Source organism: Shewanella sp. SG44-6, from assembly GCF_014164185.1.
Lineage (GTDB): Bacteria > Pseudomonadota > Gammaproteobacteria > Enterobacterales > Shewanellaceae > Shewanella > Shewanella vesiculosa.
Genome location: NZ_JACJER010000002.1, coordinates 82,651 through 95,697 on the forward strand (window position 1 = coordinate 82,651; position 13,047 = coordinate 95,697).

The window sequence follows — 13,047 nt, forward strand, 5'->3', positions numbered from 1 at the left end:
TTATCGGTTAAATTGCATTGAGTGTAACTCAATTAAAAACGGACCTTGTTGTTTTTGTGCCACTAAAAAGCCAACCCGATCAATGTCATTAAAATCTAATGCAGGTGCATTTGCAACCTTACGTCCCCTGAAGTTAACGGTAAAATCAGCAGGGATAAAAGTATGTTGCGTTAGCGTATTTGGGCGAGTGGTAAAATTCGCTACATACGCTTCACCATACGATAAGTTGGGCGATTTTAGGCGTATTTGATAGGTTTTACCATCGCCTTTAACTGTGAGACTAAGCTCTGATTGATCGATAATTGGATGCTTATAATTCGACTCTATCGATGCGAACCCGCCATTGTTTTCCAATGACACAGACCCTGTAAATAACAACACTTGCTGGTTAATTTCAACTTTGCTTTGTGAAATACCGCCCATTACAGTGTCATTATTGATTAACCATTTTGTAAAGTGACTCGGATCAGTAAAATGAAATAACATATTATCCTCACTGGCACTCCATGCGGGTTGGCCAAACATTAGTAAAATTCCTGCGACAGTTCGAATACCTATTGGTACTTTTCGGCTATTATGCCCGTCCTGTGTATTGAGTAATACCATCATATACTCCTATTCATCATCGTTCGATATATCGCTCCAAAGGCCATAAAAAAATGGCTTATCAGGGTGAGGGATAAGCCATAAAGGGTCTTACGGAGGATAATGTTACTTACTGCATCGGGTCTTGCTACATGGGGTCTAACGTATCGGGCTTTGGTCTATCAGGTGTCATCTAACGGTATAACTATTATTTATTACGCGTGCTATTCAATTTAGGTTCACTTATTTTGCCGTTCTTTTTCAATGCCAGACTCTTCCCATCTGGGGGAGAGTTATATTCGACAAGTTGGGATCTTGTCAGTACCCTTGGTATAGGTTTTATTAAGTGGCTATTTATCTTCGATGATGAGCAATCATATCAACAGATGATAGACCTGAGGGACAAGATATTTTGGACGTAAACGGTGGGTTATCGACTCAGTCAGCCGCGCTTACCTTTAGTGTGGTAAGCATTAATTTATTTAATTTTATTGAACCGCCTTATGCTTTTTATGATTTTGAAAATATCTATAGTGATAAACAGTGGCAAAAAAAGTGTGCCTGGTTAAGTGATTTTATTAACCAATCTCAAGCTGACATTATTGCTTTTCAAGAAGTGTTTAGTCCCGATGCCTTAGCTGTGCTGACTAAGTCTCTGGGGTATGAATATTTTGTGGCACTAGATTTACCTGAAGTGGTGAGTGACTATGTGTATCGAAGTCCAGTCGTGGCGATTGCATCTAAGTATCCTATTATCGATTCGGTTAATGTCGTGCCAGATCCGCAATGGGTCAATCAATTAGGTTTAGCTGAGTCATTTAGTTTTAGCCGTAAACCACTTCGAGCAACCATACAGTTACCTATTTTTGGGCCATGTGATTGTTATGTGATTCATCTTAAGTCTAAGCGTAGCGGTGTCAGTCGCGACGATATCAGTGAAAGTGGTTTACATGGTGGTGCAGATTTTGTTGCAAGGCAAGTGCTTGGGCGCTGGGCATCGAGTTTACAGCGAGGCAGTGAATCGGCATTGTTGTGCCATCAAATGTTAATGAGACGACAACAGAGTCAACAACCTTTCATGTTAATGGGTGACTTTAATGACACTATGGGGAGTGAACTCTTAGCCGCGTTTAATAATCAATTACGAGTGTTTCGTAGTGATATTGAAGACCCTGGGCTGGCTAAGTTAGGCGAAACGTCATTGATGGCTGAATTACACCAAAGCAGTTTGTTTGACAGCTATGAGTTGTTTATTGCCGCCACCAAGTGTAATGCGACCTTGGCCCAAGATGAGTTTGAATCAAGCGCATTAGCTGATGAGCAACCCCATCCGATCAGACAGCCGACACATTACTATGGCAACAGTGGTTCTGTGCTTGATTACATATTAGTATCGAGTGAGTTTAATCCAACTCAGCAACAAAATCTTGCACATATAATTGATTATAAAACGTTTGATCGCCATCTCGTTCGACCTGACTATGAACGCGATAGTGACAGTACAGACCATGCACCTGTGATGATGAGTTTTAGCGTACGCAGTTAATGATATTTATTATGTAATTTATCAAATGTTATAAAATCCACAGGCTCAGTATAGAGTTGTTTTATTGAGCTAATAAAAAAGCGCTGATAAATATCAGCGCTTTTTTGTATTCACCCCATGGCTTCATCATTAAATGACTAATCCATTGATTGTTATTACTACTAGAGTAGCGGTTACTGCAATAGCAGTTTTATTTTTACGCAGCGCTGCTCTTCTTGACGGGTTTCAAGTAGGGCGCGGCGCGCGAGTTGTGATAAACCTGTTTGCGTATCTAGGACATCACTAATTGCATTAATGTTGCCTGCACTGCACTGCGTCGGGATCAGTGCCGCGGCAAAACTACGCATAAATACTGGTCCTTTATCGTCCATTAACGGTAGGTTAGCAAAGCGTTGTTCTGCGGTCGCCGCACTTAATAGCTTTTGCTCCGCAGGATAGAGGTTAAACATCGCAATACGGATCTTAGAGAAAGGCATAGTGTCATTATTCTCAATGGTATTTAACCATTGGCGTTTAAGCGCTGACTGCGGACGGATGGCTTCAGCTGCAATAGCTGCTTTTTCGCCGGAGTCAGATTGATCAAGATGTTTTTCTTGAGCAAGTAACGCTTGAGCGTCACCATAATCATAGCGGTTTAACTGGCGGATCATGGCCCAGCGCAAGTCTTGATCTATGCTTAACCCTTTAATATGGCTTTTACTTTGCAGTAAAGATTGAATATGTTTTAACGCCTCGCCGTGACTAGACAGGCTAATATAGGCATCGAACCAACGGCGTTGGAAGTCTCGGTTACGGTAACTTTCCATGCTCATACGCAAGCTCATTTGGCTTAATGCCTTTGATATTTTGCTGTTGTAACTTGCATGCATGGGTGCCATAAGATCAAGATAGTTTTTGGCTTGCTGAAGATTACCAAGCACTTGACCTAATATGGTGTAATCTTTTTCCAGTGGTGCATTAATTAATGCGATATTTAAGAACTGCTCCATTGATGTATTACCATCAATGACGCTGTCCCACATACTTTGCCACAACATTGAGCGTAATAACGGATCGCTCACTTGGCCGAGAGACTGCTTAGCGGTATTAAATGAACTCGTGTCTAACTCAACTTTTACAAATCCCCAGTCGTCATAGTTGGGATAGACTAAATCAGGGCAAACCTCACCGATTAACTGATCAACTTTGGTGTAAGCGCCTTTATAGGTAACTGCGATGACTTGTTGTTTTTCAAGTTCGTACCTGTTTTTGTTAAATAGCCCAATTTGAACACGTTGTTCGCGTAATGTTGGAAATTGGCTATCTGCTGTTTGTACTAAAGCGAATGAGTTAATTTGTCCACCTTGGCAGGTGTACTGGGCTTTGATGGTATTGACCCCTGCGGCATATAACCATTCTTTGGTCCACTGGGATAAATCTCGACCACTGGCAGTAGCTAGACTATTGATAAAGTCATTGAGCTCAGCATTTTGATAGCTATATTGTGTAAGATATTGGCTTACACCACGGCGAAAAATGTCTTCACCGAGCAAGTGACGTAATTGCTTAATGGTTGATGCGCCTTTTTGATAAGTAATGGCATCGATGTTATCAAAGGCATTTTTGCTGGTGGCCACAGGTACTTCAATAGGATGGGTCGTGACTAAGCTGTCTTGATGGTAAGCTGCTTGCTTACCTTTAGCATAAAAGCTACGCCATGCATTGCTAAACTCGGTTGCTTCGCTGGTAGCAAGGGTGCCCATAAACGAGGCAAAGCTTTCATTTAACCATAAGCCATTCCACCACTTCATTGTCACTAAGTCGCCAAACCATTGGTGCGCCATTTCGTGCATGATAACGCCGGCTAACCGTTCTTTTTGTTCAGCGGTCATTTCGGCATTAAATAAGAAACGGTCTTCTGAAAAGGTAATTGCCCCAGCATTTTCCATTGCACCGTAAAGGAAGTCAGGCACCAATACTTGGTCGTATTTTTTAAACGGGTATGCAATACCAAAGTAGCGATCAAAAAAGTCTAACCCTTGTTTGGTGTAAGTAAACCAATCTTGTGGTGAAACTTGATCCGCTACTGATTGACGCGAAAACAAGCGCATTGGATAACGGCCTGAGTTGTCTTCCCAAACATGGTATGGACCAGCGTGCATAGAAAAGTTATAGGGGCTCAACTTAGGCGTGGCAGGGAAGGTCCATAAGTTGGTTTCACCTTGGTCGACGATATTGGTTTCACGCATAGCACTGATCACTTGCCAGTCTTTGGGGGCATGAACATTGATTTGATAGCTGGCTTTAAGGTCGGGTTGATCAAATACGGCAAACATTTGCTGAGCGGCAGCAGGTTCAAAATGCGAGTACAAGTAAACTTTACCGTCTACGGGATCGACAAAACGATGTAAGCCTTCACCATTGGTGCTGTGCTCGCGAGTAAACTCGACTTCTACGGTATTGTGGCCATCTACTAGTAGGCTTTGATTTAGTACAATATAAGCACCATTGTAATTAGGATATACCTTAGTACCGTTAATGATAAATTGTTTGATATTGGCTTTATTAAGGTCGAGCGTAAGCGCTTTTGGCACGCTGCTTAAGTCAAAGTTAACAACTGATTTTGCACTGAATTGACTATGTTCACTTAGAAAGAAAGTGAGCTCATATTGCGCATTTGATATCACACTGGATCTAGCTTGCGCTTGTTCTTGGCTAATGTAGGCAGAGCCATCCCGTTGAAAGGCGGTGGTGGATATTGAGCTACTGCAGCTAATAACGCTAGCACAACATAATGCGATGAGACTGGTTTTAATAACCCGAGGACTAAACAATTCAGTGGATAACAATTTCACGTTAGTGTTCCTAACTTATTATTAGATTAATGAAAAAGCCGACAACAATGTCGGCTTTAATGTTATAGGTTGTGACTTATAAACCTAAAAATGACTTTGATTTCATTTTACGGATTTCTTTTTCATCAGACCATTCAATTAAACCTGTTTCAAGATCCATTAAACGCATGGTCATCTTGTAATAAACGTCTTTGGTGCTGCCATCTTGTTTAACAATGCTCGACAAGTTGCCATAAAGCATATATTGCGCGCCAATTTGGCGACCAAATTTAATCGCAGTAGATGGATCGACCATGCCCGCATTGTTTTGATAATCGAGTTGTTTGCGAACAGTATCAACCTTAGTCATATCAATAAAACGGAACTTACCAGAGCGTAATAGCTTGTTGCTAATGCTATCGGTTACCGATTCAGTATCAATATGCTCAGAAGTTTTATTTTTAATTTTATCCACAAATACAATCGGACGGTTGCTCTGCGTCATTACCACCACTGGTGGGAATGCCATCATGCTGTCGACCATTTTAGCTGCAATAGCTTGAAGATCGGTGGAGCCGAAGTTCTCGTTAACGGTTTCAACTTCAGTAGCGTCGCCATACTCTACTTTAGATTGACAGGCGCTCAGCCCCATCACTGCTGCGAGTATCAATATCAGTTTCAAATTTTTCATAGTAAATTCCATTAGTGATGAGTGACAGTTGATATGTAATTATCGTTTATCAGATTATTATCGAATAAAAACGGGTACGATTTCCAGTCTCTATTGCCCAAATTAATGTTGTACGGTTTGCTGTTACGTCAATTTTTACATTTTTACTGTTATTTAGGTGAATATTATAGCTGCCAGCGTCGATAAATTGTCGGGCAATTTGAGCTTGTCGTGGTAGCGTGAGCCAGCTTCTGCGATCAGCTTGCTCAGTGATAACATTAAATATTTGCATCACCATCGCAGCAGCATCAACTTGATTATTGGCGCGTTGGTCACTGTTTTGTACGCTACGGTTCATTTGGTACTTAGCATAAACTCTTGCCGCTTGACGAAACAAGGCTGCGGGTAAATCTTCTTTTAATGCATTAATGGCTAACGCATCAATATTGGCAATGGCTTGCGCGGTCAGTGGCGCATCGAGCCCTTGAATTTGGTTATTATTTGCTAATGGATGTTGCGGCAAGTAAGTGGCTAATGAGGCCGATTGTATATTACCGTTAATGGGGAAAGGAACCGTAATACTTTGTTTTTCAGGTACAAAGCCTTGTTCAATAATAAAGATTACTTGCCCCTGACCCGCAGTGGGTAATGTCGCCTCTCCCCAGCGCCGTTTAAACTCATCATATTGAGGCATGCTTAATTGTTTGGCTAAACGGACCAAGTCTTGTTGGAGAAAAACATTATCTGGGGTAATTTGCGCCGCTTTTCGGTAATCAATAAAGGCATCGTTAGGTTCGTTAGCCAGTTCGTGCAATAACCCCGTGGTGTAATAACTGTAAGCATTGAGAAACGAACTCGTCACATTTCCAGCTTCTTTACCTAACCGCTCCACTTGATCATCGATGACGCCATTAGCCATGTCTTGTACTGACTTTTGTGATTGTTGATAGCGTGCTTGCTCAAGGCTTTGCAGCTCATTGCTGCGGCGGACTTCTACTAATGCCCCTTGAATATCGCCGCTGAATAAATAATTAAGCGCCTGATATTGATGTAGCATGATGCGCTCATAACCTGGACCTCGATATGGAATCGCATTATCGTTTAGTAACAGGCTGCTTGCACCTGCGCCTAACTTGCTGGCGCTAACGATGGCTTTGTCATCAAATCTTTGATAAGCATCGATGGCTTGTTGGTAGTAGGTTTTACTGCGAGTAAAATCGCCCGCAACTTGCATAATACGTCCCGATTCTTGGGCATAAAGTAAGCCATCATTGCCGCTGATATTATTGGCTAAATCGGTGATGTTTGCTGCTGGAGTCTCGCTGTTGAGCTGTTGTTTAAATGGAGCAATTTGCGACGGGTAATTAACAAATACACTGTTAAAAGCGCAACCGGATAGGCTAAGGCTGAGAATTAACCCAATACAGAATGTTCTTAACATTGTGTCACCTGGATCTTGGTTGCCATCAGATTGACCCGTTCAAGTAAGGTTATGCCTTGTAAATGGTCATATTCATGTTGAAAAATACGGGCAACAAAACCCGTTAATGTTTGTTGATGTAACTGGCCATCTAGTGACTGGAATTGCACTTTAATTTCGCAATGTCGTGAAATCGATAGCCGCTGCCCTGGGATCGATAAACAGCCTTCAACTCCAACTTCAGTCGCAGCCGATGCGGCTAATATCTGCGGATTTATGACCACAATCGGAGCCATTAATGGGGCATCGGGATAACGTTCGTTGGGATTTGACGCCATAATAAACATGGCCGCTTTACTAAACACTTGCGTTGCCGCAATACCAACACCATTTGCGTTTAGCATAGTGCTGAGCATATTATCAGCTAAAGTGTGTAACGCTTGGTCAAACACCGTCACGGGTTCAGCTTTTTGAGTCAGTATCTCTTCGCCTGTCGTGGCAATGCTGAGTAATGGCTTTAGCTGCATAAGTGACGGCTGTCCTTGTTGTTTGTGTTAATGACGATCGGCATTAATCTATTTTTCAAATCGTGATTGCTTCACATATAGCGACTTAAAAATGTTACAACTTACTGATAATATCTTCAATCTCACCCATAGTTAACTGATTCTCGATCTGAGTCTAGCCACATAGTTGGGCGTCGAATCTATAGTGCGATTTATCATTTTTTCGAGAGATGTTCTTTACTGTAAAGAGTTAGTAATGCGGCGGAGGTGTCTCTTCAGCTGGAGACGCCATGTTACTTGGCTCAATAGAATGCAGTTTATTTACCATTAATAGCATTTGCTGTTGTTGTCTGGCAACTAATGCATTGAGTTTTATCACTTCTTGGTTTAACTCTTCAATAGAGATATCTTGAAATGATAGTTTCATTTCAAGATCATCAATTTTTTGCAAAATGCTGTCCATGTAGACCTCTTATTAATTAATTACTGCTGCCAATATTCAACTAAACCTTGGCTGCTAATACTGACGATTGAGCCAGGTGCTGGCATAGTGGCAGAGTATACTACAGCCCCTCTATTTTGGGTGTTTTTACTCAATTGAACTTGCCAATGCGAAACTTGTTTACCCGAGTTAATTTGCCATAAAAAGATTTCTCTTGATGGCGTTCCTGTGAGTAATTGCTGATCATTATTGACAAAACGAGCCGTTGAAAAGTTCATTTGGCGTCGATTAATATCCAGATGACTAATGAGAATGCCTGTATCAGATTGCCACAGGGTGGCGTTACCAGTGATATCGCTGGCAAAACTGAGTGAAGCTGAGTCATTAATTAGCACTTTCGTCACGCGTGAGCTCAACTGCCATTGTTGCTGTGGCTGGCCAGTTTGAGTTTGCCAAAGAATCACCTTGCCATCATTATCGCCACTTAATGCGCTGTTACCATCGGCACTAATTGAAACACTATTAACCTTTTCTTTGTGGGCTAAAAACTGGATGAGTCGCGATTTTTCTGGCGACAATGACATTACAGATCCATCGACTAAACCAACGAGTGTTTGCCCTGTATTGGCGATGGCGACACTTTGGGCATAAGAGGGTAATGACCACCATCCCACTGAAGAGCCATCGGTTAAGCGCCATATGGCTAAGGAATGGCTACTAATTGTTGCGGCATAAAGGTTATTAGCAGATATTGCAGTGTCAATAACATTACTGGTATTTTGTTGCTGCCCTTGGAACCACTGATAAGATAGGCTTGAATGGCTGAGGTCCCATACTTGTACTCCGTTATGGGCTGTGCTTACTAAGGCGATGGTGGCATCGTTTGACAAGCTTGCACTGTAACTGGCATCGGTCGTGATAACGTGTACTTGAGTTGGGCTAGGTTGGCATGCAGATAGCAGACCTGTTAGGACGAGTGTTGAACAAAAAAGCAGCATTGAAACGCGTGTCATGAACTTGCTCCTTGAATTATTGTCCTAAACCTTGTCATATAAGGTTTACCCAATGGTATAACCGTTTTAACTAGTATAAAGTGGCAAACGAACATGACCACTTAAACATCTCATTGATTGAATGTATTAAGGTTATTGTAACCACTAAAGGATGCTGAGGAAGCTTTAATGAAATCTATTTACAAATTATCGTTAGTTGCATTAGCCGTTGTTGGCCTTACTGCGTGTAATGAAGCACAAGACGTTGCTCAAAAGAAAGTTGAATTAACAACTGACGTTCAAAAAGAAGCATATAGTGTTGGTGGTTCAATTGGTAAGTACATGTCTGGCCACATTAAAGAACAAGAAGAATTAGGTTTTACTGTTGACCGTAATATGGTGATTAAAGGCTTTAGCGATGGCTTAGGCGAAGAAATGCTGTTAACAGAAGAAGAAATGCAGACTGTATTGCAAAATCTAGATAAAAAGTTAAATGACAAACGTTTAGAGCAAGCTGAAGCTTTAGCGGCTAAATCGATTGCTGAAGGCAAAAAATTCTTAGAAGAAAACAAAGCTAAAGAAGGCGTAACGACTACTGAGTCTGGTTTACAGTATGAAGTATTAGAGCCAGGTACCGGTGAGAAACCAGCAGCTGAAGATACTGTAGAAGTACATTATCGTGGCACGTTAATTGACGGTACTGAGTTTGATAGCTCTTATGCTCGTGGTGAAACGGCTAAGTTCCCATTAAACCGCGTTATTCCTGGTTGGACTGAAGGCGTGCAGTTAATGCCTGTAGGCGCTAAGTACAAGTTTGTTATCCCATCAGAACTTGCTTACGGTGAACGCGACACGGGTACTATTCCTGCTAATTCAACACTTGTTTTTGAAGTTGAATTGGTTTCAGTAGAAAAAGCACCGGCACCTGCTGCAGATGCTAAGTAATATCATCTATAGTTCAGTCGCTCAGTGATTGACATTTTGATAGTAAAAAGGACGCTTCGGCGTCCTTTTTGTTTACATTGAGGTTGGCTTGAAGGTGTTAATCTTAGATCTAAATAATTGCGTCATTCAGTCTGCCAATGTTGCGCTATGTTAGGCGTATCAAATGTCGTAATACTGATGCAACGACGCCAATAATAGCGCTGATATAACAGAGACGCTTAATTTAATGATTGCCTAAACTCACGAACAAATGCCAGATTACCGTTAAATTATCGTCAGGTTATAGCCATTTTAAGCGGTAAAATAGGTACATTTGTAAGGCAATGAGTGCAAATAATCCGCCACAGAATGCTGCAAAAGCCCAGTTTGATTCCGCACCAGGAATGCCACCAATATTGACGCCTAATAAACCGGTTAAAAATCCTAATGGCAGAAATACGGCCGAAATTAAAGATAAAAAATACAGTCTTTGATTCACTTGCTCGGATTGTTGCGATTGTAGTTCTTCTTGGGTGACGCTGGCGCGGTCGCGTATAGCATCCAGATCCTCAATCACTCGAATCAGCGTTTCATGTATTTCACGAAGACGGACTTTGTCATTATGGTCAAATAATTCGCTGGTTTCTTGCAGCATTCGAGAAAATGCTTCTCGTTGTGGTGCAAGGTAGCGACGCAACACTACGGTCTGTCTGCGCAATTCAGCAATGTCGGTGCGCAAGCTCTTGTTCACTTGAGTCACAACACGTTCTTCTAGTTCATCGAGCTGTTCTTCAAGCTTGCCAATAAACTCTACTTTGCGTTGCGTTAGGCGTTCGCAAATGGCCATGATAAACGCCGCGCTATCAATTGGGCCCTTACCTTGGACGATTGCATCGGCAACATCAATCACGGATTGCAGCTGGCGCTCGCAAGTTGAAATGATTTTGGATTCTTCAGCGTATATCCGCACAGCAACCATGTCTTCAGGATCTGAGTTAGGATTTAAATTAACCCCACGCAGCGCCAGTAAGATACCTTTGTCTGAGCTTAATACTCGCGGGCGAGTATCAGTAGCCAAGAGAGTATCCCTCTCAACTCTATCTAAGCCAGAGTTGAGGATCCATTTACGCGCTTTAGGTTCGCGGTAACGCAGATGTAGCCATAACAGACCATCAGCAGGTTGCCATTGTGCTATTTGTTCCTCAGTCAATGATTGGCCTGCATTGGGCCCCGTTAGCAACAAACTGTATATAAAACCATTATTCATTATAAGAGAGTCCATGTGATCACTATTGTCATAATTTACGCTACTTTTTAATCTTGCCCAAGTTTAAAGCAATCTTATAAAATGAAATCCTTTAGTTATCGTATATTTAACCATCAAACACATTATTCGGTCTGCTAACTAGCAGCGGAGTCGCCGATCATCGGTTAAAATAGAAAAAATACTAACAAAAAAGAGTTCTAGTATGGAATATCAATTTCGTCGTAACCGCCTAGAAGGCACGGTATTTGCTGAATTTAGTATGGATCATGAAGTGTTAGGCAGATGGTTTGCAGAAGAGCTTGGTGACGACAAGAGCAAAGCGATTCATATTCTAACGCAGATAGCATTAATCAAATCTGGGACCCTAAACCACATGCGAGATGTCGGTGGAGAATTAACCATCGATATTGACTCTGAGCAAGTGAGAGTGTTTGCCAGTGTGATTGATTTTGAGGAAGAGCACTTATTAGAAGACTCTATGAGCCTGTACAATGCGGAATCTGAATCTTATTGTGGTCTTGAAGATTTTGAGTCAGTACTGGAGAGTTGGTTAGCATTTATTAACGATAAATAATCATGTCTTAATTCTCGTTGATGTTAACTAACAACAAAACCAGGTTTAAATGGCTTTGTTGTTAATTGTTAATGGTGATTTAAACTTTGATAGTGGGCTAATTATTAAGGTAGCGAACGGCCATTTCTGTCCGTGATTTTGCATTGGCTTTACGCAGTAAATTTTTAACGTGTACTTTGACCGTGCCCTCGCTGATGTGTAAATCCTCAGCGATCATTCGGTTACTTTTACCTTCTGCCAGTTGTTGCAATATTTGTAATTCGCGAGGGGTCAAGGTTTCTACCCAGCTGTTGTCGTCAATAGCGCTCTCTAATTCATAAAGATAAGCTTCTACTTCATTACTGATTACCCGATGGCCTAGCATGGCGTTTTTGAGTTGCTCTAACAATAAATCAGGCTCAGTGTCTTTGAGTAAATAACCATCGGCACCAGCGCGTAGCAGTCGAGTGACATCTTGTTTAGCATCAGAAACCGTTAAAATAACAATTCTTGCTGTCACTCCCTCTTGACGCATCGCATTAAGAGTATCAAGGCCAGACATGCCTTTCATGTTCAAATCGAGCAAAATAATATCGGGTTCATTTTCGGCCACAGCGGTCAGTGCTTCTAGTCCCGTGCCGGTTTCACCAAAAAGGCTGAAGTCACTGTCTGAGGTGATTAATTGGCAAATACCACGACGTAATAACGGATGGTCGTCGACAACAAGTACAGAATACGGCTTACCCATTTAAAGGCTCCTGTTGAGGTGGAAAGCTTAGCGTAACAGTAGTGCCACCAAGCTGGTTACTATTGAACGATACGATCCCATTCAGTTTGTTGGCGCGTTCATGCATGATACCAATACCAAAGTGTTGATCTCGTTCTACTAAATGTGTCACACCGATGCCATCATCACAAATTGAGATAGTAATCATGCCCTTGTCGGTTAACTGACAATCTATCACTATATGCTCAGGGGTAGCGTGTTTTATTGCATTTAATGTCGCTTCACGAATTAATTGCAAGATATGAATGTGCTGTTTTGCTTCAAGTAAGTGCGCTGATAGTTTGTAATTCAATTGGATATCAATTTGGCTTTGATGGCGTAACTGATCCAACATTACGTCGATAGCTTGCGGTAAATTAGGTTCTTTAATGGTTAACCTAAAGGTCGATAACAGTTCACGTAATTGAACATAAGCCGTACTGACACCTTCGTTTATCTCCATCAATTGGGCTTCTACTTCTGGGCTTCTACATGAGTCATTGAGGCTTTTGCGTAATAAACTGACTTGGATTTTTAAAAAAGATAATAATTGTCCAATTGAA

The 13,047-nt window shown here is 41.6% G+C and carries 13 protein-coding genes; 3 read left to right on the plus strand and 10 right to left on the minus strand.

Features of this window, described 5'->3' with window-relative positions; genetic code table 11:
* Positions 1 to 609: a CIA30 family protein gene (locus tag H5185_RS00785; protein WP_182741071.1), complete on the minus strand. Its 609-nt coding sequence runs from the start codon at positions 607 to 609 to the stop codon at positions 1 to 3.
* A gap of 388 nt (positions 610 to 997) precedes the next feature.
* Here H5185_RS00785 and H5185_RS00790 point away from each other — a divergent pair, with 388 nt between their 5' ends.
* Positions 998 to 2,131, plus strand: a complete 1,134-nt coding sequence (locus H5185_RS00790) for an endonuclease/exonuclease/phosphatase family protein (protein ID WP_182741072.1) — start codon at positions 998 to 1,000, stop codon at positions 2,129 to 2,131.
* A gap of 173 nt (positions 2,132 to 2,304) precedes the next feature.
* Here the strand turns inward: H5185_RS00790 and pepN are convergent, their stop codons facing one another.
* The 6 genes from pepN to H5185_RS00820 all read right to left on the minus strand — a co-directional run bounded on the left by pepN (position 2,305) and on the right by H5185_RS00820 (position 8,995).
* Entirely contained in the window at positions 2,305 to 4,965 is a 2,661-nt protein-coding gene (gene pepN, locus H5185_RS00795; protein WP_182741073.1) for an aminopeptidase N, read from the minus strand.
* Between the two features lie 76 nt (positions 4,966 to 5,041).
* Positions 5,042 to 5,635, minus strand: a complete 594-nt coding sequence (gene lpoB, locus H5185_RS00800) for a penicillin-binding protein activator LpoB (RefSeq protein WP_182696671.1) — start codon at positions 5,633 to 5,635, stop codon at positions 5,042 to 5,044.
* 49 nt (positions 5,636 to 5,684) lie between these two features.
* Complete coding sequence (locus tag H5185_RS00805; RefSeq protein WP_182741074.1) at positions 5,685 to 7,055, minus strand: COG3014 family protein; 1,371 nt, start codon at positions 7,053 to 7,055, stop codon at positions 5,685 to 5,687.
* Positions 7,049 to 7,561, minus strand: coding sequence for a peptide deformylase (gene def / locus H5185_RS00810; RefSeq protein WP_182741075.1), 513 nt, complete (start codon positions 7,559 to 7,561; stop codon positions 7,049 to 7,051). Before def ends, H5185_RS00805 begins: the two co-directional genes overlap by 7 nt.
* Positions 7,562 to 7,790: 229 nt before the next feature.
* Positions 7,791 to 8,003 (minus strand): SlyX family protein, encoded by a 213-nt coding sequence (locus H5185_RS00815; protein ID WP_124018065.1) that lies wholly within the window; start codon positions 8,001 to 8,003, stop codon positions 7,791 to 7,793.
* A 20-nt stretch (positions 8,004 to 8,023) separates the two neighbouring features.
* Positions 8,024 to 8,995 (minus strand): WD40 repeat domain-containing protein, encoded by a 972-nt coding sequence (locus tag H5185_RS00820; protein ID WP_124018064.1) that lies wholly within the window; start codon positions 8,993 to 8,995, stop codon positions 8,024 to 8,026.
* Between the two features lie 168 nt (positions 8,996 to 9,163).
* Between H5185_RS00820 and fkpA the strand changes: the two genes are divergently transcribed.
* On the plus strand, positions 9,164 to 9,919 hold the full coding sequence (gene fkpA, locus H5185_RS00825) for an FKBP-type peptidyl-prolyl cis-trans isomerase (RefSeq protein WP_124018063.1): 756 nt from the start codon (positions 9,164 to 9,166) through the stop codon (positions 9,917 to 9,919).
* 280 nt (positions 9,920 to 10,199) lie between these two features.
* On the opposite strand, the gene H5185_RS00830 is transcribed toward fkpA, so the two are convergent.
* Positions 10,200 to 11,165: a zinc transporter ZntB gene (locus H5185_RS00830; protein WP_124018096.1), complete on the minus strand. Its 966-nt coding sequence runs from the start codon at positions 11,163 to 11,165 to the stop codon at positions 10,200 to 10,202.
* 202 nt (positions 11,166 to 11,367) lie between these two features.
* On the opposite strand from H5185_RS00830, the gene H5185_RS00835 reads away from it, so the two are divergent.
* Positions 11,368 to 11,739, plus strand: a complete 372-nt coding sequence (locus H5185_RS00835; RefSeq protein WP_182696667.1) for a YacL family protein — start codon at positions 11,368 to 11,370, stop codon at positions 11,737 to 11,739.
* A 97-nt stretch (positions 11,740 to 11,836) separates the two neighbouring features.
* On the opposite strand, the gene H5185_RS00840 is transcribed toward H5185_RS00835, so the two are convergent.
* Complete coding sequence (locus H5185_RS00840; RefSeq protein ID WP_182696666.1) at positions 11,837 to 12,466, minus strand: response regulator; 630 nt, start codon at positions 12,464 to 12,466, stop codon at positions 11,837 to 11,839.
* Positions 12,459 to 13,047: ATP-binding protein (locus H5185_RS00845; protein WP_259396133.1), on the minus strand; the 589-nt coding region annotated here is incomplete at its 5' end. The genes H5185_RS00845 and H5185_RS00840, both read right to left, overlap by 8 nt.